The organism is Lentilactobacillus dabitei (assembly GCF_019061365.1).
In the GTDB taxonomy this organism is placed as follows: Bacteria; Bacillota; Bacilli; order Lactobacillales; family Lactobacillaceae; genus Lentilactobacillus; species Lentilactobacillus dabitei.
Genome location: NZ_JAHPPD010000027.1, coordinates 1 through 18,178, shown reverse-complemented (window position 1 = coordinate 18,178; position 18,178 = coordinate 1). Strand labels below are relative to the sequence as shown.

Below are 18,178 nucleotides of genomic sequence, written 5' to 3'. Positions count from 1 at the left end.
ATTTTTGCTCCGTAGTTCAGTGGTAGAATAATTGACTGTTAATCAAGAGGTCGCTGGTTCGAACCCAGCCGGAGCAGTAAGCTGTTTTGTAAAGGTCTGACAAATGTCAGGCTTTTTATTTTTATATTAAAACCATTGATATTCAGATGTTGTCACATCCATGCATCAATCTTTCCAGATGGCTGACAACTATGTTACGATAAATGTACCGTTTATCGAAAATAAAGTTTTGTTGCGTTTGATTAATTTTAAATATGAGGGGATATCAACATTGATTAAACAAAAAACAACCCGTACTATTGGACACTTAGTCGCAACGTTTATGGTTGGCGTTGTGATGATGCTAGTTGCCAGCTCACAAGTAGAGGCAAGTTCTGCTGTTAACACTTACATTTTGAACCATAAGCTGACGCCTGCCAATGTAACCAAACAAATTTGGAGTGGCTTTCCGCAGAACAAGTACACTACGGGGAAGCCGACTGGGGTTGTGGTTCATGAAACCGGCAATCCTAATTCGACAATTTTTAGCGAGATTGCTTATATGAAACAAAATTATCAAAATGCATTTGTGCATTCATACGTTGACGCGTCAAGGGTGATCAATATTGCCAACACGAACTATTTGGCATGGGGCTGTGCTTACCCTGGGAACGGGGAGTTCATTCAATTTGAACAAGTTGAGGTGCATAGTAAAGTTGCTTTCGCCAAAGAGGTTAATAATGCCGCAAATTATACAGCAGAATTGCTCCATCAATATAAGCTGCCGTTGAATGACGCCGCTTATGATGGTAAGGGAACCGTTTGGTCACACAATGCGGTTTCGAAATTTCTCGGGGGTACTGATCATACAGATCCAACCGGCTACTACGCCACTTCTGGGAAACAATTTTTCGGCCAGGCCTATACGATGAGTGATTTCTATCAATTGGTTAAACACTATTATAATGCCGCTGACACGTCGAATTCGACATCGACAGTCACTCACACGACGTTGTCATCCAAAGGCCGGCTGACGAGTTCTAACAAGGTTACTCAGCCAGTTACCATTCGATATCATCATGGCCAGGGAACAGAATCCGCCAGACTCAATTCAAATTACCAAAAGTTCAGGTTATATAACCATGTCAAAGGCTCTGATTACTTTACGTTTTACTATAACTGGAATAACGTATTGGCTAAGTCTGGCCAGAGGGTCTATCTGGACGCCCGTTGTGTTAAGAGTCCAACCAAGACGACTTGGTACCGGGTTCGGTTTGCCAAAGCCGCTAACGCGCAAAAATACTGGATTTACGCCGGTGCATTGAACTTTAATCCAATCGAATATTCGAATTCTAATCGGTCCATCACCATTAAACATGGGCGTTATGCCCTGAGAAATCACGTGTATGGTTCAGAGTATCTATCACTGGTGACTAGTTCAGCCAAATCAATTCTTAAGCGGACCTATAAAGCGAATAAAAAAGCCGTTAAAACCTATCCGACGGGTAAAACGACTTGGTATCGATTTAAATTAAAAGGTCACAACGTTTGGATATGTCAACAAGCTTTGTAAAAATATGAATAATCAAAAAGCGAGGTAAGGACAATTAGAACATTGTCTGCCTCGCTTTTAAATTTCAATGATTGATTATTATCACGACCAAAGACTCTTTTTTGTCATGTAACATGAATCAGCTCAATCCCAAAAAGTACGTGTCAAACAGATTCATTTATATGTTGAAATCAAGATATCATTGGTCTTACCCCGGTTAAATATTGATTTCCGAAGGGGTCGCAATAATTTGGCGATCACCACTGTCGTAAACGACGAGTGATTTGGGATAATTATTGTTATAAGGGAATGGGGAATCAAACGTGGCCACTAATTCGTTATCTTGGATGTAATCGTATGACAGGTTACCATCATTATTGACCAAATCAAAGACAATTAAATTGGACAGTGGAAAAATCCCTTGCAAATCATTGTCAATCAAATACCAAACATGATCAATTGCCTCATCCGGTAAAGTGGAAACAATGCTATAACTTGCGAAACGTGAATGATCTTTATCAAACATAAAAACACCTTCAATACTCAAAATGTGATTGCTAATAACCTAACAAAAAACAATCAGTGATGCAAGTAACTTGTTAAACCATAAATTCCTGATTATCCATTATCAGCCTGGTAATATGTTTTTCCGTCCGGGCATTTTCTGGCGGTAGAGTCATATAATCGCCATAAATGTTGGTCAAAATCTCATCATAGTCTGCTGGTGCGACAATGGTTGTATCAGCAAATGGGAGATCAATTAAATTAGTGAGCTGATCCTCAGTGAATAATTCTTTGTCATAACCATACTGAGAAGCCAAGTTCTTATAAACGGTTAAATTCGGCCGCTTACTAAATTCAGTCATTGTATCCTGACGTTGGCGTTTGTATTCCCAAGCCGTTTGGAGCTGTTCCGGTGAAAGTGGACTTTGAAACTTTCTTATCGGGTTATCAATAATATTATAACGCAATTTAAGATAGATTCGACTATCCAGCCTTCGTAGGTCAAGAATTTGTCGCCGCTGTCTTTCTTTTGAAGCGGGAATTTTGTCCAGCGGGAAAATATCCAGAAAGATTCCTTTTCGGGCGTTATTCACGTTGTTCCGTTCTTCAATAAAGGTATTACGATCTAAAAGTTTAGCATAGCTCAAGGCATAGTTGCTATCTGACCAAGGTGTCTGCAGGAAATAGTGCGTGTTCTTTAAAATATTTGGGGCAAGGTCAAGTAGCCGTTCGTAGTCCTCTCGGGGAATGCCAACGTCCATGTCATCATCCCATGGAATAAAGCCCTGATGGCGGATCGCGCCAAGCAAGGTGCCGCCAAGGGCAATATAGTTAATATTAAGAGTACTTGTTAATTGGCGAAACTGTTTAAAGATATTTAATTCAACTTCGTGGATTAAGTTAATTACACTGTCTGTCATAGCATCCTCTACTTCCATTTAATAGTTTAATTATAATCCATTTTAGAAAGATTCCCAAAACAAGGGCGATAAGGTTGCGCCTATTGACGTGAAAATATATAATTAGGGCGGTATAAACAATAATAATTATTTGGGAATGGTGAGGGATATGAGTAAAACAAATCAACAACTGTTGAAAGAAGCAATTGATGTTTATCTTTCTTCGTTAAAGTATTTAGATAATTTCGTTTCAGAACCAGCAACAAAGTATGGTTTATCGTTTGAGCAATATTTGATTTTACACACGATTGCTGAACGGGATCATGTATCGCTGATGGATATTGCCAGTGAAAGAAAAGTAACTAGAAGTGCAATTTCACGACAAATCAAAGTTTTATTACAACACGATTATATTTTCCAGAAGCCTGCCGAAAGCGACCGGCGGAGATTATATCTGCATCTGACACCTGCAGGAGAAAAGGCCGAGAAGAAAGTCAACGATTTAATTACCAAACGTTTTGACAATTGGATCAGCCGTTATGGTGAGGACAGGGTTCGAGAAATTCTGGCGTTTATTAAGGATTTTGCTGCTCACGAAATGTCCAGATCAGAAAAATAATTGTTCAGTGTCGAAATAGGGGGATTCAGCTAGCCGTGCAAATTCAATTTTGTGCGGCTAGTTTTTTTATATTTTGCGAACAATACATGATCAGCCTTTAGACTAAAAAAAGCCAATATTCCTTCACAACTTATTCACACAATAAGTTATAGGTTATTGTATACTATGGTTATAGCAACAATAACCGTTGTTAAATCTCACTTACAGAAAGGATGATTGCCATGTTTAGTTTAATCTGGACACTTATTATCGGCGGGATTATTGGTGCCCTTGCGGGTGCAATTACGAGCCGGGACATGCCAATGGGCTGGATCGGAAATATCGTCGGTGGACTGATCGGTGCTTGGCTTGGTCAAGCACTCTTAGGAACATGGGGCCCACAATTGGCTGAAATCGCAATTTTCCCAGCAATTGTTGGTGCCGTTGTTTTAGTACTAGTTGTATCTCTGGTCACTCGTGGTTTAGCACGAAGCTAAATCGGGAGAATGGAGAGGAGGTAAGGCGGTGAGTCGTTTAACCAAATTACTGGTTTTAGTAATCAGTATCATCTCAATTGTTCAATCAGTTTGGCTGCTGGCATTGGTGGTGCCAATCGATTACGTGTCAAAACTTGTGTTACCGTCAGTGCAGACGAACACGGATTGGCTGCTGATTGCTGCTTTAACAATCAGCGTAATTGTGGCTTTAATTGGGGTTGCAGCGATCATCACAGTTTTGTTTGCCCCGAAAAAGGCGGATCAACTCATTTTTAGGTCACCAAGTGGGCGGCTGAGCATTTCAAAAAAGGCGATTGAAAAATCGTTGGCCGAAGCCGTCTTGCAACACGCCGAAGTGGCAGATGTCCAAACAAATGTCAAACTTCACACTCGAAACCGGGTTGCCAGAGTTAAGGTGACCGCGGTAGATAAGGAAGGGCGCGACTTGGTGAAGTTAGGTGAGGACATTCAATCGATCGTGACCAATAAGATTGCGAATCTGATGGATGTGAAGGTTAAGAAAGTGAAAGTCAAGGTGAATCCATTCGATTCAATCCGGGATAAGAAGCGGGCGAACCACCCCCGAGTGGTATAAGGAGGCAGGTTAAATGAAATCAATTATGTATGGCGGCCTCATCGGCTTAATCTGTGGCGTTGTGTGGGTATTTGGCAGCTTTAGCGGCATGCTACTGGTTCTTGCCCTCACTTTGATTGGATCGTTGGTAGGCGCCATTATATGGAAATTAGGCGGTATCAGAACTTTGATCGGCCAAATGATTAGTGACGAATAAAAAGGAGTTGATGTTGATGGATGCAACCGTACAAAAACCAGAATTAACCAGAAAATTAACGTTTGAAAATTCTGTGATCGAAAAAATTGCAGGACTGGTTTGTCGAAATGTTGACGGCATTTTATCGCTGGATGGTGGAATGATTAGTGAATTGGCAGATCGATTCTCAAAATCCACTGATCCGACGAAAGGCATTGATGCCGAAGTTGGTGAAAAACAGGTCGCACTGGATATGGAAGCAACAATTGAATATGGGGCAGATGCCCGACAAATTTTTGACGAAGTTTGTACACGGACCCAACGGGCAATTAAAAACTATACTGGTTTGGACGTGGTTGAATTAAACCTAAATATCAACGATGTCCTGACCAAACAAGAATGGGACCAACAAAGCGACCGTAAGAAGGATAAAATTGCCAACGACGTAACTGATGACAGAGTAAAATAATACCCCTTAGGAGGATATGATGATGGCTGAACAACACAAAGACGCAGGTGTCGCAACTGTATTAACCTATGAAGACGATGTTTTAGCAAAGATTGCTGGTAACACTGTTCGTGACGTAGATGGGGTCTTATCTTTGGAAGGTAATTTGATTGACTCAGTTACTGATCGATTTAGTGACGAAACTGACCCAGCAATGGGTGTTAAGGTAGATTTGGATAATGATGACAAAGAAGTTAAGTTATCGATGGATGCGGTATTGGAATATGGCAAGTGTATTCCAAGTGTCTTCAATAAAGTAACCAATAAATTATCTCAAGCAATCACTGAAATGACGGATCTCAAACCAACTGAAATCAAGATTAACGTTAAAGAGCTCCAGACACGGGAAGAATTTATGAATAAGAATCGCAAGAACGATAAAAAGAAAGACAAAGATAAATGAGCTGTTCTGACCAAATTAAAGAGCACCCTGATCGAAATCATGTTTAGATTTCAGTCAGGATGCTCTTTAATTAATCCAGGCAACAACTATTTCAGTTATTAAGCCATTGCTTCGTCTTCATCAAGTTCCAGCCACAGGGCCAAGGCGGTTGGATTAAAGTCAGGCCAGCTCGAAATGTGTTCATAACCACGTTTGAGTAAGGAACTGACTTTTCGCTTTTTCAAATCATCAAAAACGGTTAGGGCAAAAACATTGTCCTCCAGGTCACTAATGACCGTTCCCAGCTTGTGATTCCATTCAGCAACCAGGTCCTGATAAATTAGTAATTGCCGGGAATTTTTGATTGTGTAATCAACGCCTTGCTGCCTTAAAGTAACTTTGTAATCATCATATTCCTGTAAAACAGCTTCCTTAGCGCGTTCCCATTGTTCCTTATTGTACCTTGGCAATTTATTAGCCATGAGTGACGCCTCCTTAAGTACAAAAATAATCGCCAAGCATTAAAATTACTTGACCATTCGATCTTATGTTTAGTCATCTGACGTTCATTAAACACTAAATCGGATTATTTTGCAAAGGGGTAGCGTAAATCTAGTCGACAACCGTTGCGCCAAGCACATTCTTAAAATGTCCTAAAGCCCACTTTTTTCCTTCAGGGGTCAGTCCTGCAACCCCGTTTTGATGAACAACGATATTGTAATTGAGGTTGTAAGCGTCAACCGCCGTGTGCAGTACACAAATGTCGGTACAAACCCCAACTAAATGCAAAGTGTCAATATGGCGTTCCCGTAGCCGAATATCCAAGTCCGTTCCCGCAAAGGCACTATAGCGGGTTTTATCATACATATAAACTTTATCTTCAGCTTGGTTGGCAGTAAACCAGTCCTTCAAGCCATCATAAAATTCGCGACCCCAGGTATTGCGGACGTTGTGAGGCGGAAATAGTTTGGTTTCTGGATGATAAGGATCATGAGGTTTGTGAACGTCAGTTGGCAAGATTACCCAATCTCCGTTTTGAACGAATTGATTGGCGAGCTTAATAATGGTCGGCTCAATATCTTGACCTGCTTTCCCGCAAGAGAGGGCACCTTTGTCAGCCACAAAATCATTTGTGTAATCAATAATCAATAAGGCAGTGTGTGAAGTCATCTGAATCCCTCCAAATATCGAAATAAAAGTATTTTTCACTTTAACTGACCTAAAGGTACTCTGATTTGATCATAGTTTCAATCATTTGTGATCAAAAAATTGAGTAACCCGTATGATATTAACTTTGAATCAGTAATTGTTAAGGATTTACCCTTGACTTTTTAAAAATCACCCTTATAATTATTAACTAATCACCAGAGAGCTGACAGTCGCTGGAAGTCAGCAAAAGTTTATGGCAGAGCACATAACTGGTTGCAGCCAATATCTGCATTTTGAGGCAATACATAGTGTGTTGCAGAATTTGGGTGGAACCGCGTTCTCACGAATGCCCCTGGTACCGTAACTGGTACTGGGGGTATTTTTTATTCGAAGGAGGAAACCAGATGGAGTCAAGTAAGTCAACAAATACATTGTCACGTTCATTAAAGAGTCGCCACATTCAGATGATTGCAATTGGTGGTGCGATTGGGACCGGATTGTTCCTTGGATCCGGATCAGCCATTCACACTTCTGGACCATCCATTATCTTGTCCTACCTAATCGTTGGAATTTTTTGTTTCCTGTTGATGCGGGCAATTGGAGAGCTACTTTTATCCGATACCAGTAAGCATTCGTTCTTGGACTTTGTCAAACTTTACCTTGGTGACCGTTGGGAATTTGTGACTGGCTGGACTTACTGGTTCTGCTGGATTAGTTTAGCCATGGCAGATTTGACTGCCACTGGCATTTATATCAAGTATTGGTTCCCAGGTGTCCCTCAGTGGGTGCCGCCACTGGTGATTCTGCTATGTCTGTTCTGCGCAAACATGGTTAACGTTGGCCTGTTTGGCGAGTTGGAATCCTGGTTCTCAATGATTAAAGTGGTTGCCATTATTCTTTTGGTCGTCGTTGGAGTTGGGTTAGCGTTATTCCATGTCAAAACCAGTAGTTCAACTGCTTCATTTAGTAATTTAGTTTCTCATGGTGGCTTCTTTCCCACCGGGGCTCATGGCTTCCTAATGTCATTTCAAATGGTGGTCTTTGCCTTTGTTGGTATCGAGATGGTGGGGCTGACAGCCGGTGAAACTGACAATCCGGAGCTGAACCTGCCAAAGGCGATTAACAGTTTGCCAATCCGAATCGGACTTTTCTATGTTGGGTCAATGATTGCGGTGATGAGTGTCTATCCCTGGAATAAAATCACCACAACCGCGAGTCCGTTTGTTCAAGTGTTTTCTGGAATTGGCATTATTGGGGCAGCCGGCATTTTGAACTTTGTGGTGCTGACGGCGGCCATTTCTGCTACCAATAGCTGCTTATTCAGTACCAGTCGAACGATGTATGCACTCAGTATGGGTGGAAATGCTTCCTCATTTCTCAATCGACTGGGGAGAAACGGGGTTCCTAACATCGCCTTGAACTTTTCCACGGCCTTTCTGCTGATTATCGTCGTTTTAAATTACTTTATTCCAGCAGGTGTCTTTAACTTAGTTTCCAGTGTGTCAACGATCAACTTTGTGGTTGTCTGGGTGGTTTTACTGATTGTCCATTTAAAATATCGCAGAGCCAATCCTAAGGGGGTTAAAGCCTTCAAGATGCCTGGTTATCCGATTGCGGACTACATCAGCTTGGTATTTTTTATTTTCATTCTTGGGTTTCTTTTGGTCAGTTCGACAACAAGAGTCGCAATGATTATTTCAATCGTTTCGGTGGCAACAATGCTTTTAGTTTATCAACTGACTCAGAAAAAAAGCTGAATAATTAGAAAGAAATTACTGCCCACTAAAATCGAGATTTGAGATTTTGGTGGGATTTTTTGATGCCATCATAACTGAATAGCCAAAGCATAGTTGAGCTTATTTGAACGTTGCGACGTTCAATTTGAAAAAGTCACCTGGGTCCCTTACAATTTAGCTATGTAACCACCAATAAATATTAACGAGGAAAAAGCAATGATCGCAATTCACGAATTTGCCACCTACACTTGGGTGGAAGCAGTTGACCCCAATGAGCGTGGGCTAAATGACATTATCAATAAATATCAGCTGCCAAAAAAGTTTAAAAATTACATGCTTGATCGCCATGAACAACCCCGTTCTGCTTATGATGATCTGTCGGACTTCGGCGTCTTGGTCGTTCGAGCAATGGGATCAATTGCAGAAAGTCACGCAACCACGGTGCCAATCTTTTTAGGGTTCAGTGACAAGGTGCTAATTTCTGTTTGCCATGACACGGATCAGGCAACGCTTGTCAACAAGCAGTCGGCCCTTGGCTATTCACAAATTAGTAATCATATTTTAGCAATTTTAATGGCGATTCTAACGCCGTATTTCGATAAACTGGACGACATTAGCCAGAGAGCCGAAAAGCTCGAGGGGGTTCATGGCCGCGGGATTAGTAATCAGAATTTGGACAATTTGGCGATGATGAAAACCAATTTGGTGTATTTGCGCTCGGCAACCGCTGGAAATCTGATTGCACTCCAAGAACTTCAAGGAACGTTCCATGAGAAGTTGAAATTAACGGCTGCTTTATCCAAGAGTGCGGACCAGCAAATTTCTGATCTCTTGATTGAATATAAACAGTGTCAGACAATGTTTGATGTGGTTGGGGATGTTGTCAGTGAAACGGAATCCGCGTTTGGTAATATCTTGAATAACAAATTAAACCAAACCATGCAATTTCTGACGGTTTGGTCATTGATTCTAGCAATTCCGCCAATTGTTTCGGGCTTTTATGGGATGAACGTCAAGCTACCGTTTGCTGAAAATGATGCAGCGTGGTTTTACACACTGGTGATCACGTTATTACTGGTTGTTTGGATGTTTCTACATATTCGGTTTAATCGCCGATATTAACAAACGAGATTAGGGTGGATCGTTTATCAAGCAGGAAAATTCCAATCACCTCATTACTAGGGTTAGTAGTACCAGATGTTGAGTGCCTCGTCTATCTTGGATTTAAGTACTATTATGATAAAGCCAAAAATAAGAGTTCAGTTGCATGAATCAAGCTGCAGCTGAACTCTTATTTTGAAAACGTTGGGTTGTTTGAAATTGGATCGCCGTTAGCGAAATGCTTCAATGCGTTGATGGCGTTGCGAACATTGCCGCGAACAAGGTCACTGTGATCTACGCCAATAATTGTGAAAGGAATGAGCAGATCTCCTGGGAAATCTCGAATAATTTGTTTATCCATCAAAATGACATCATCTGTTAATTCGGTTGGATCGAAGAAGTGATCTGAAATAACCTTGATTGATGCTTTAGCTGAATTGATATTGTTCCTCAAACGCTCACAGAAATTTTGTAACAGGGCATCATCGACAATTGGGTTGCCGGTCAGGGAAGGTTGGATCTTTCCCCTTCGAATGTCGCCTACGACTCTGATATTCATATTTACACCGCCCCTCACCATTTATCAATCATTGATATGATAGCTGGTTTTGAAGGTGAACAGGGTATCATATTGGATATCTTTTAGCAAAATTAATGATATTAATAAAATTATAATATTTAGGGCTTATAAACAGACTAACAGCGAAAATAACAGGTAACATGCAGAAGATACGTTGGCCCTTTTTTCAGAATTTTTTGGATTAACCTGTGATTCAAAAAAGAGATAAAATCCGAGGATGATTGCAATTAAAAGCGTCCTAAGCAATGATAATTGTAAGGTTAGACATAGCATTAAAATCAAAACCAGAATGATCAACAGGGATGAAAGGTTATGTTTCTTCATGAATCCATGATATGAAAAAAAGATGTTAGAAAAAATAAGGGTTGTAATGTACATAAGTGAAATGAGTGAGAAGTAGTGATGGTCGGTGATATTGAATAAGAAAGCTACGCCACTGCCATTAATGATCCCAAAGATGATCCACCGACCATGCGGTTCATTTACCAAGGGAGTCAGCAGCAAAATATTTGCGAAAACAAAATCGACCAAGATGAGCGAAGCATTTAAGGCGCCGGCGTTTAAGAAAAGGTGGATGCTCAAGATACCAACAAGGGCATCACAAGCAATTGTGAGTAATTGGTTTTTGGGAGAAGTGAGGACTTGATTCATTAGGATGGCAAACGGAATACCAATGACCATCAGTTGGATTAAATCTTTGTTCACGAAGAATGATTTAATTGGTAAATGCGCAAACAGCATCCAGATAAAAAGTGAGATGGCCACTCTGATTGAAAACTGAATCATTGAATTTTTAGTTGAATTTGTCAAAGTGTCTTTCTCCCCATTGAAGTCGAATATTCATACAAATAATCGTAATGTTTTTTTGCCAAGGGGTCAACGGGTTTTGAAAGAATTGGTTTCAAAATAAAATGATCTGTGATAACATAATAAAGTTATGAGTTCCCGATAGGATTCACGTAATGCGTGAAGAAGCCTTGTAACCTTAAAAATATATAGGGGGAAAATAAAATGCGCGAAAAACATTTATTTACTTCGGAATCAGTTTCAGAAGGTCATCCAGATAAGATTGCAGATCAAATTAGCGATGCAATTCTTGATGCCTTGTTAGCTCAAGATCCAGATGCCCGGGTTGCCTGTGAGACATCCGTGACAACTGGATTAGTTTTAGTTTTTGGTGAAATATCAACGACAGCATATGTTGATATTCAAAAAGTTGTTCGAAATACCATCAAGCGAATTGGTTATTGTGATGGTCGTTATGGCTTTGACGGTGATTCCTGTGCCGTGATCGTTGCTTTGGACGAACAGTCTCCTGATATTGCTCAGGGGGTTGATGATGCCTTAGAGGAACGTAATGGTGAGACGGATCCGCTTGATAAGATTGGTGCTGGTGATCAGGGGTTGATGTTCGGTTATGCGATTAACGAAACCCCTGAACTGATGCCATTAGCCATTTCATTAGCCCATAGGTTAATGAGAAAGCAGGCTGATCTCCGTAAGTCTGGTGCGGTTCCTTACTTAGGACCTGATGCGAAAGCAGAAGTCACCGTGGAATACGATGACAACGACAAACCACTGCGAGTGGATACGGTCGTCTTGAGCACCCAGCATGATGAAGGGGTCAGTTTGGATCAAGTTCGCTCTGACGTGATTGAGAAGATTATCAAGGCCGTTATTCCAGACAAGTACTTGGATGGGAATACCCGTTATCTGGTTAATCCAACTGGTCGGTTTGTGATTGGTGGTCCTCAAGGGGATGCCGGTTTGACTGGTCGGAAAATTATCGTTGACACTTATGGTGGTTATGCTCACCATGGTGGCGGTGCCTTTTCTGGTAAGGATGCGACTAAGGTTGATCGGTCAGCCAGTTATGCCGCTCGTTACATTGCAAAGAATATTGTGGCAGCCGGGTTAGCAGACCAACTTGAAATTCAGTTGGCTTATGCCATTGGGGTTGCCACCCCAGTTTCAATCGATATCAACACGTTTGGTACCGGAAAGGTTTCAGAAGAGAAACTAATTGAAGCAACTCGGAAACTATTTGACCTGCGACCTGCAGGAATCATTAAAATGTTGGATCTTAAACGACCAATTTATGAACAAACCGCTGCATATGGCCACTTTGGTAGGACAGATATTGACTTGCCTTGGGAGCATACGGATAAGGTTGATGCGTTAAAAGATTATTTCAAGTTATAAACAGCTAACCAGCAAAACGCCCTTGAAAATTCAAGGGTGCTTTTTTGGCTAAAAATCAATGTAAGGGGTTATTTCATGTCACAAACAGCTAAACAAAGTAACGTTATGCTTGTCACAATTGCGCTTTTTGTTGCCACTTTCATGGCAGCCATTGAAGGAACAATTGTGTCAACTGCAATGCCAACAATCGTCGGGGATCTTCACGGCGTTGCGCTGATGAATTGGGTCTTCTCGATCTTTTTGTTAACCAATGCGATTGCAACGCCGATCTATGGGAAGCTGGCTGATAGTATTGGCCGCAAGCCCATGTTTATCGGCGGCATTACAATCTTTATTTTTGGTTCCGTGATGTCCGGATTATCTCACTCCATGCTGGTTCTGATTATTTGGCGGGCAGTTCAAGGAATAGGGGCTGGGTCTATTTTACCGATTTCCAACACCATTATTGCCGATATTTATCCGCTGGAGAAGCGCGCTCAGGTTTTAGGCTTAAACAGTTCCGCTTGGGGAATCGCTTCTGTCATCGCCCCGTTACTTGGTGGTTTTATTGTTGATCAACTAAGTTGGCACTGGATCTTTTTCATTAATTTGCCAATTGGCCTGATTGTCATGATCTTGGTTCAACTTTATTTTCATGAAGAGAAACGCCAGACAAAAAGTAAAATGGATGTTGGCGGGACTTGCTGGTTAACAATTATGCTCTTGGCGATTATGTATGCTTTCCAGTTGGTGGGTCAAAGTCCAATTAATTGGAAAATCGTGGCCAGCTGTTTCTTAGTGACCGTGATTGCAGCAATTATGTTTATTAGAAGAGAACGCGTCGCAGAAGATCCTTTGATCCCTATGGAACTATTTGATAATCGGACATTCGTGGTTCAAAATATCGTGGTCTTTTTAGTCAGTGGTTTCTTGATCGGATACGAAGTTTACTTGCCTGACTGGACGCAGGGAATTCTGGGCCTCCAAGCTTCAATGGCCGGTTTTGCCATCACTCCGAGTTCACTGATGTGGATTGTTGGTTCGTTTATTGCCGGTAAATTGTTGGTCAAAACCACCCCGCATTCAATTATCAACCTAAGCTTGTTCTTTATTTTAGTTGGCGGGATTATCATGGTGCTTATTCCAGCCTATACACCGTTTGTGGCCTTTCTATTGATATCAGTGATTTGTGGAACTGGATTTGGTCTCACCGTGACGACGTCGATGATCAGCGTTCAAAATACAGTGAAGTCTACTGAAATTGGCGTTGCGACTTCATTTAACACCCTTGCCAGAACATTAGGGCAAACGCTGATGATTTCTATTTTTGGAATTGTGATGAATATGACAATGCTCCGAGGGGTACGCCAAACCGAGGGCACCACACTGAAAATGATGGACAAGTTAATTAACCCAATGACGGCCAACCAACTGAGCAGTCATGTCTTGCCAAAATTGAGGACCATTCTCTATCATTCGTTACACAATGTATTTATTGTGGCGCTGATTTTGATATTGATCGCATTTGCAGTTAATTTTGCTGATCGCAAAAAGAAACAGCGAACCGACTAATCGATCCGCTGAATGGCCATCACAAACGGTGGCCAGTGTTCTTGATTAATAAATTTATAAGTTAGGACGTTGTATTGTTTTTGGTCGAGTTGGCGACCAAATTCAAGGACGTCTTTTTTCTCTTTCTCACCGCCAGGATGACCATAGTAAATCACTAACACGACGATGCCGTTTCTAGCCAAATGGCTCAGGCAACCCCGAATGCCCTGAATGGTTGTTTCAGAATAGGTGACAATGGTCTTATCGCCGCCCGGCAGATACCCGAGATTAAAGATTGCCCCGGCAATGGTTGTTTCGTATGGCAGGATCTCATCAACCTTTGAGTGACTGATGTTGTAGAGATAGACGTTTTCCGTATCGACATGATTTTTGGTCAATAAATTACGCGTGTTTTTGATCGCTTCCGCCTGAATATCGAATCCATACAATGTGCCCGCTGGACCGACAAGATTTGCTAAAAACAATGTATCGTGGCCGTTACCAACGGTGCAGTCCACAACCGTGTCACCCTGCGATATTCGTTCGGCAAATAATTGATGACTAAATTCCAATGCTGACGGAATTTTTTTCATGATAGGCCTCCTCCAAATTTGTTGAAGACGAATTCGCTCATGTATAACAGGCAGAATCCAAGTGACCAACCACCGGCCACGTCGCTTGCAAAATGAACACCAACATAAATTCGACTTATTCCTATTAGTATAATCATAACAATGAATAGGGTATTAAGCATTAATTTTTCCAAATTATTTTTTAATAATTGATTGACAATGATGATTAAACTGCCAAAAATCATCATCGTGCTCATTGAATGACCGCTCGGAAAGCTGCTTGAGTGAACCGCAACGAGGTGGGTAAACTGTGGGCGTGGCCGATCGATTAATTCTTTAACGAATGTATTGACCGGAATTGCTAACAGAACAGTGTTGATGAATAAAAAGAGACTAGCTTTATTTTTTCTGAGAATCAATAAAGCCAGGCAAGCGCCAGCAACGAATGTGATGAGCGGTATCAGATTCCCAATTTTGGTAAAATGAACAAAGAAGGCCGTGAGTTCCGGGTTAGCCAATTCACGAATTCGGCTGCCAAAATAGTGGTCAAATTGTGTTATCCATGCTGATTGACGCCAAACGCCAGCGGTAAAAGCTAGAAACACAAGTAGTGAAAGGCCCCAAAACAGGTTGCCGATTTGTTTTGATCGTATTTTCATTAATTTCACTTCCAAACAGATGAATCAATTATAACATCTTGAGGCGGTTGTTTTTTAGACGCAGCTTTGGTATGATAATAGGCAATAATTTCAATTTAGTGAAAATGAAGAAACGAATTAGTAACTTTTAACTTGTCTTTAAGAAACCAGGTGGTCGCTGTGAATCTGGACCAAGTTAGGGTGAACTCATCGTTGAATGAACGGCTGAACAAAGTAGGCCGTCCCGGTTTATCGCCGTTATTGATTTTGAGTGCTCAGTAATTGAGAAGATAGGTGGTAACGCGATAAATCGTCCTATGAGAATCCCAGTGTGGTTTCTCGTAGGACTTTTTTCATTTTATTGAAAAGTTTTGAAAGGTGGCAGTTACACAATGGCATACAATCACGACGTAATCGAGCGTAAGTGGCAGCATTATTGGAATGAACACAAGACCTTCAAAGTAACTGAAGATAATACGAAAGATAAATATTATGTGATGGATATGTTTCCATATCCTTCTGGTCAAGGACTCCACGTTGGCCATCCTGAAGGTTACACGGCCACTGATATCATGGCACGGATGAAACGCATGCAAGGTAAAAACGTGCTTCACCCAATGGGCTGGGATGCTTTTGGATTACCCGCAGAACAGTACGCATTAAAGACAGGGCATAATCCACGTGATTTTACGGCTAAAAACATTAAGGTCTTCAAAAAGCAAATCAAGTCGCTTGGTTTTTCATATGACTGGGACCGAGAAATTAATACCACCGATCCATCGTATTACAAATGGACCCAGTGGATCTTTGAGCAATTATATAAACATGGACTGGCCTATGAAGATAACATTGAAGTTAACTGGGCGCCTGATTTTATGGGTGGAACTGTTGTTGCCAACGAAGAAGTTGTTGATGGGAAAACTGAACGTGGTGGTTACCCGGTTTATCGGGTCCCAATGCGTCAATGGGTTCTGAGGATCACTGCTTACGCTGACCGGTTGATTGATGACTTGGATGACTTGGACTGGCCTGAAAGTATCAAGGAACAACAACGTAATTGGATTGGCCGTTCTCGCGGTGCCAGTGTATTCTTCAAGGTGAAGGGGCACGATGATGCTCAGATTGAAGTCTTTACCACTCGACCGGACACGTTATTTGGGGCAACTTACATGGTATTAGCCCCAGAACACGAGTTGGTTGCCAAGATTACAACACCCGAGCAAAAAGCTGAAGTTGAAAAGTATCAGGATGAAGTTTCCCGAAAGTCCGATTTGGAGCGAACGGATCTAAATAAGGATAAGAGTGGGGTCTTCACCGGTGCCTATGGGATTAATCCAATTAACGGTAAAGAAGTGCCAATTTGGATTGGTGATTATGTTCTTGAATCATACGGAACTGGTGCAATTATGGCGGTTCCGGCTCACGATGACCGTGATTATGAGTTTGCCAAGAAGTTTGACTTACCGATTATTCCGGTAATTGAGGGTGGGGACACTGATGAATCTGCGTTCACTGGAGATGGTCCTCACTTCAATTCTGGCTTTATGGATGGTATGGGTAAGGATGAAGCTATTAAGACGGCAATTGATTGGTTAACCGATCACAAAGCTGGCCACGAAAAGGTCAACTACCGGTTGCGTGATTGGATTTTCAGTCGCCAGCGTTACTGGGGCGAACCAATTCCTGTGATCCATTGGGAAGATGGTGAAACAACCCTGGTGCCAGAAGACGAGTTACCGCTCAAATTGCCAAAAGCAAAAGATATTCAAACCTCAGGCGGTAAAGAGAGTCCACTAGCTAATTTAACGGACTGGGTAAACGTCGTTGACAAAAATGGCCGTAAGGGTAAACGGGAAACGAACACGATGCCACAATGGGCAGGTAGCTCATGGTACTTTATTCGTTACGTTGATCCGCATAATGATCAGGCGATTGCCGATCCAGAGAAATTGAAGTATTGGTCACCGGTTGACTTATATGTCGGCGGTGCAGAGCATGCCGTCCTTCATTTGCTATACGCAAGATTCTGGCACAAGTTCCTTTATGACATTGGGGTAGTCCCAACCAAAGAACCATTCCAGAAGTTGGTTAATCAAGGAATGATTTTGGGAACTAACCATGAAAAGATGTCCAAGTCCAAAGGTAATGTCATTAATCCTGATGACATTGTTAAAAAGTATGGTGCGGATACCTTGCGGGTTTATGAAATGTTTATGGGCCCAATCGACGCTGCTAAGCCTTGGAGCGAAGAAGGAATCAACGGTGCCCATCATTGGTTAGATCGTGTCTGGCGCCTCATGATTGACGATAACAACCATCTACGCGATCGGGTAACGACCATTAATGACGGCAAACTTGATAAAGTTTACAACCAAACTGTTAAAGTGGTTACCGATGATTTGGAACATATGCGATTTAACGTTGCAATTTCTCAAATGATGGTCTTTATTAATGATGCTTACAAAGCAGATGCCCTACCAATTGCTTACTTGGAAGGCTTCGTGAAGATGCTATCGCCAATTGCACCGCATATCGCCGAAGAACTTTGGAGCCTCTTGGGTCACGATCAAACAATTACCTATGAACAATGGCCAACCTTTGATCCAAAACAATTAGTTGAAGACACTGTTCAACTCGTTGTCCAAGTCAATGGTAAGGTGCGGTCACACCTGAAGGTTGCTCGTGATGAAGATAAGGCAAAAGTTGAAGAATTAGCTAAAAAAGATGAACACGTTCAACGATATACTGATGACAAAACCATTCGTAAAGTCGTGGTTATTCCTAACAAGATTGTTAATATTGTTGTTGGGTAATTAAATCAAAACTGGCAAAATGCAAAAAACACAGGCTCTTCGTCAACTGTTGTTGGTGAAACTAAATTGAGTTCTAATCACTTTGTAATTAGGGCTCTTTTTGTTTTGACCTTGAAAACGTATAGTACTCGCGTTCTAAATCTCCAGAAACTGCGATAGCCAAAGCTA

The 18,178-nt window shown here is 41.5% G+C and carries 20 protein-coding genes, 1 tRNA gene, 1 riboswitch and 1 other annotated feature; of the genes, 13 read left to right on the top strand and 8 right to left on the bottom strand.

The annotated features are described in order from the left end of the window. The first annotated feature begins 5 nt into the window (after positions 1 to 5). Together KTE19_RS05815 and KTE19_RS05810 are read left to right on the top strand one after the other, a co-directional pair. Positions 6 to 77 (top strand) — tRNA-Asn (locus KTE19_RS05815). 194 nt (positions 78 to 271) lie between these two features. After that, entirely contained in the window at positions 272 to 1,552 is a 1,281-nt protein-coding gene (locus KTE19_RS05810) for a peptidoglycan recognition protein family protein (RefSeq protein WP_249778439.1), read from the top strand. Between the two features lie 196 nt (positions 1,553 to 1,748). Here KTE19_RS05810 and KTE19_RS05805 read toward each other — a convergent pair whose 3' ends face one another. Together KTE19_RS05805 and KTE19_RS05800 are read right to left on the bottom strand one after the other, a co-directional pair. Then, positions 1,749 to 2,057: a DUF960 domain-containing protein gene (locus KTE19_RS05805; RefSeq protein WP_054746733.1), complete on the bottom strand. Its 309-nt coding sequence runs from the start codon at positions 2,055 to 2,057 to the stop codon at positions 1,749 to 1,751. Between the two features lie 73 nt (positions 2,058 to 2,130). Further along, the gene (locus KTE19_RS05800; protein WP_217163173.1) at positions 2,131 to 2,955 is read right to left on the bottom strand and encodes a LicD family protein; all 825 of its coding nucleotides are present in this window, start codon (positions 2,953 to 2,955) and stop codon (positions 2,131 to 2,133) included. 136 nt (positions 2,956 to 3,091) lie between these two features. Here KTE19_RS05800 and KTE19_RS05795 point away from each other — a divergent pair, with 136 nt between their 5' ends. The 6 genes from KTE19_RS05795 to KTE19_RS05770 all read left to right on the top strand — a co-directional run bounded on the left by KTE19_RS05795 (position 3,092) and on the right by KTE19_RS05770 (position 5,710). Further along, positions 3,092 to 3,553 carry a MarR family winged helix-turn-helix transcriptional regulator gene (locus KTE19_RS05795; protein ID WP_217163174.1) on the top strand — a complete coding sequence of 154 codons (462 nt, stop codon included), beginning with the start codon at positions 3,092 to 3,094 and terminating at the stop codon, positions 3,551 to 3,553. 221 nt (positions 3,554 to 3,774) lie between these two features. Then, entirely contained in the window at positions 3,775 to 4,029 is a 255-nt protein-coding gene (locus tag KTE19_RS05790) for a GlsB/YeaQ/YmgE family stress response membrane protein (RefSeq protein ID WP_054746731.1), read from the top strand. Positions 4,030 to 4,057: 28 nt separating this feature from the next. Continuing rightward, complete coding sequence (amaP, locus tag KTE19_RS05785; RefSeq protein WP_217163175.1) at positions 4,058 to 4,624, top strand: alkaline shock response membrane anchor protein AmaP; 567 nt, start codon at positions 4,058 to 4,060, stop codon at positions 4,622 to 4,624. A 13-nt stretch (positions 4,625 to 4,637) separates the two neighbouring features. Next, positions 4,638 to 4,820 carry a hypothetical protein gene (locus KTE19_RS05780; protein WP_217341822.1) on the top strand — a complete coding sequence of 61 codons (183 nt, stop codon included), beginning with the start codon at positions 4,638 to 4,640 and terminating at the stop codon, positions 4,818 to 4,820. Positions 4,821 to 4,836: 16 nt separating this feature from the next. Then, positions 4,837 to 5,268 (top strand): Asp23/Gls24 family envelope stress response protein, encoded by a 432-nt coding sequence (locus KTE19_RS05775; protein ID WP_056981066.1) that lies wholly within the window; start codon positions 4,837 to 4,839, stop codon positions 5,266 to 5,268. A gap of 22 nt (positions 5,269 to 5,290) precedes the next feature. Further along, the gene (locus KTE19_RS05770; protein ID WP_217163177.1) at positions 5,291 to 5,710 is read left to right on the top strand and encodes an Asp23/Gls24 family envelope stress response protein; all 420 of its coding nucleotides are present in this window, start codon (positions 5,291 to 5,293) and stop codon (positions 5,708 to 5,710) included. A 98-nt stretch (positions 5,711 to 5,808) separates the two neighbouring features. Here KTE19_RS05770 and KTE19_RS05765 read toward each other — a convergent pair whose 3' ends face one another. Then, positions 5,809 to 6,171 carry a hypothetical protein gene (locus tag KTE19_RS05765; RefSeq protein ID WP_056981064.1) on the bottom strand — a complete coding sequence of 121 codons (363 nt, stop codon included), beginning with the start codon at positions 6,169 to 6,171 and terminating at the stop codon, positions 5,809 to 5,811. A 130-nt stretch (positions 6,172 to 6,301) separates the two neighbouring features. Next, positions 6,302 to 6,859, bottom strand: a complete 558-nt coding sequence (locus KTE19_RS05760) for a cysteine hydrolase family protein (RefSeq protein ID WP_217163180.1) — start codon at positions 6,857 to 6,859, stop codon at positions 6,302 to 6,304. Positions 6,860 to 7,242: 383 nt separating this feature from the next. Here KTE19_RS05760 and KTE19_RS05755 point away from each other — a divergent pair, with 383 nt between their 5' ends. Together KTE19_RS05755 and KTE19_RS05750 are read left to right on the top strand one after the other, a co-directional pair. Beyond that, a complete protein-coding gene (locus tag KTE19_RS05755; RefSeq protein WP_217163182.1) occupies positions 7,243 to 8,595 on the top strand; it encodes an amino acid permease in 1,353 nt (450 codons plus the stop codon). Between the two features lie 195 nt (positions 8,596 to 8,790). Continuing rightward, a complete protein-coding gene (locus tag KTE19_RS05750; RefSeq protein WP_217163184.1) occupies positions 8,791 to 9,696 on the top strand; it encodes a magnesium transporter CorA family protein in 906 nt (301 codons plus the stop codon). Positions 9,697 to 9,865: 169 nt separating this feature from the next. Here the strand turns inward: KTE19_RS05750 and KTE19_RS05745 are convergent, their stop codons facing one another. Together KTE19_RS05745 and KTE19_RS05740 are read right to left on the bottom strand one after the other, a co-directional pair. Then, positions 9,866 to 10,234: a hypothetical protein gene (locus tag KTE19_RS05745; RefSeq protein WP_217163186.1), complete on the bottom strand. Its 369-nt coding sequence runs from the start codon at positions 10,232 to 10,234 to the stop codon at positions 9,866 to 9,868. A 126-nt stretch (positions 10,235 to 10,360) separates the two neighbouring features. Further along, entirely contained in the window at positions 10,361 to 11,065 is a 705-nt protein-coding gene (locus KTE19_RS05740; protein ID WP_249778599.1) for a hypothetical protein, read from the bottom strand. Positions 11,066 to 11,185: 120 nt separating this feature from the next. Continuing rightward, positions 11,186 to 11,269: riboswitch (SMK box riboswitch) on the top strand. On the opposite strand from KTE19_RS05740, the gene metK reads away from it, so the two are divergent. After that, positions 11,267 to 12,457 (top strand): methionine adenosyltransferase, encoded by a 1,191-nt coding sequence (gene metK / locus KTE19_RS05735; RefSeq protein WP_217163188.1) that lies wholly within the window; start codon positions 11,267 to 11,269, stop codon positions 12,455 to 12,457. Its footprint overlaps the riboswitch before it by 3 nt. Positions 12,458 to 12,532: 75 nt before the next feature. Further along, the gene (locus tag KTE19_RS05730; RefSeq protein ID WP_217163190.1) at positions 12,533 to 14,008 is read left to right on the top strand and encodes an MDR family MFS transporter; all 1,476 of its coding nucleotides are present in this window, start codon (positions 12,533 to 12,535) and stop codon (positions 14,006 to 14,008) included. On the opposite strand, the gene mnmM is transcribed toward KTE19_RS05730, so the two are convergent. Together mnmM and KTE19_RS05720 are read right to left on the bottom strand one after the other, a co-directional pair. After that, complete coding sequence (gene mnmM / locus KTE19_RS05725; RefSeq protein WP_217163192.1) at positions 14,005 to 14,580, bottom strand: tRNA 5-(aminomethyl)-2-thiouridylate-methyltransferase MnmM; 576 nt, start codon at positions 14,578 to 14,580, stop codon at positions 14,005 to 14,007. The genes KTE19_RS05730 and mnmM overlap by 4 nt on opposite strands. Next, entirely contained in the window at positions 14,577 to 15,218 is a 642-nt protein-coding gene (locus KTE19_RS05720) for a phosphatase PAP2 family protein (RefSeq protein ID WP_217341821.1), read from the bottom strand. Before KTE19_RS05720 ends, mnmM begins: the two co-directional genes overlap by 4 nt. Positions 15,219 to 15,316: 98 nt before the next feature. After that, positions 15,317 to 15,518, top strand: a binding site (T-box leader). Positions 15,519 to 15,589: 71 nt separating this feature from the next. Here KTE19_RS05720 and leuS point away from each other — a divergent pair. After that, complete coding sequence (gene leuS / locus KTE19_RS05715) at positions 15,590 to 18,010, top strand: leucine--tRNA ligase (RefSeq protein WP_217163196.1); 2,421 nt, start codon at positions 15,590 to 15,592, stop codon at positions 18,008 to 18,010. Positions 18,011 to 18,178 lie beyond the last annotated feature (168 nt).

Excerpts from the sequence above, each read along its gene's own strand:
- KTE19_RS05720 (WP_217341821.1), bottom strand. The coding sequence starts at position 15,218 with ATGAAAATACGATCAAAACAAATCGGCAACCTGTTTTGGGGCCTTTCA.
- KTE19_RS05795 (WP_217163174.1), top strand. The coding sequence starts at position 3,092 with ATGGTGAGGGATATGAGTAAAACAAATCAACAACTGTTGAAAGAAGCA.
- KTE19_RS05765 (WP_056981064.1), bottom strand. The coding sequence starts at position 6,171 with ATGGCTAATAAATTGCCAAGGTACAATAAGGAACAATGGGAACGCGCT.
- KTE19_RS05750 (WP_217163184.1), top strand. The coding sequence starts at position 8,791 with ATGATCGCAATTCACGAATTTGCCACCTACACTTGGGTGGAAGCAGTT.
- metK (WP_217163188.1), top strand. The coding sequence starts at position 11,267 with ATGCGCGAAAAACATTTATTTACTTCGGAATCAGTTTCAGAAGGTCAT.
- KTE19_RS05780 (WP_217341822.1), top strand. The coding sequence starts at position 4,638 with ATGAAATCAATTATGTATGGCGGCCTCATCGGCTTAATCTGTGGCGTT.
- KTE19_RS05805 (WP_054746733.1), bottom strand. The coding sequence starts at position 2,057 with ATGTTTGATAAAGATCATTCACGTTTCGCAAGTTATAGCATTGTTTCC.
- KTE19_RS05775 (WP_056981066.1), top strand. The coding sequence starts at position 4,837 with ATGGATGCAACCGTACAAAAACCAGAATTAACCAGAAAATTAACGTTT.
- KTE19_RS05760 (WP_217163180.1), bottom strand. The coding sequence starts at position 6,859 with ATGACTTCACACACTGCCTTATTGATTATTGATTACACAAATGATTTT.
- KTE19_RS05800 (WP_217163173.1), bottom strand. The coding sequence starts at position 2,955 with ATGACAGACAGTGTAATTAACTTAATCCACGAAGTTGAATTAAATATC.
- mnmM (WP_217163192.1), bottom strand. The coding sequence starts at position 14,580 with ATGAAAAAAATTCCGTCAGCATTGGAATTTAGTCATCAATTATTTGCC.
- KTE19_RS05745 (WP_217163186.1), bottom strand. The coding sequence starts at position 10,234 with ATGAATATCAGAGTCGTAGGCGACATTCGAAGGGGAAAGATCCAACCT.
- KTE19_RS05755 (WP_217163182.1), top strand. The coding sequence starts at position 7,243 with ATGGAGTCAAGTAAGTCAACAAATACATTGTCACGTTCATTAAAGAGT.
- KTE19_RS05790 (WP_054746731.1), top strand. The coding sequence starts at position 3,775 with ATGTTTAGTTTAATCTGGACACTTATTATCGGCGGGATTATTGGTGCC.
- KTE19_RS05730 (WP_217163190.1), top strand. The coding sequence starts at position 12,533 with ATGTCACAAACAGCTAAACAAAGTAACGTTATGCTTGTCACAATTGCG.
- leuS (WP_217163196.1), top strand. The coding sequence starts at position 15,590 with ATGGCATACAATCACGACGTAATCGAGCGTAAGTGGCAGCATTATTGG.
- KTE19_RS05770 (WP_217163177.1), top strand. The coding sequence starts at position 5,291 with ATGGCTGAACAACACAAAGACGCAGGTGTCGCAACTGTATTAACCTAT.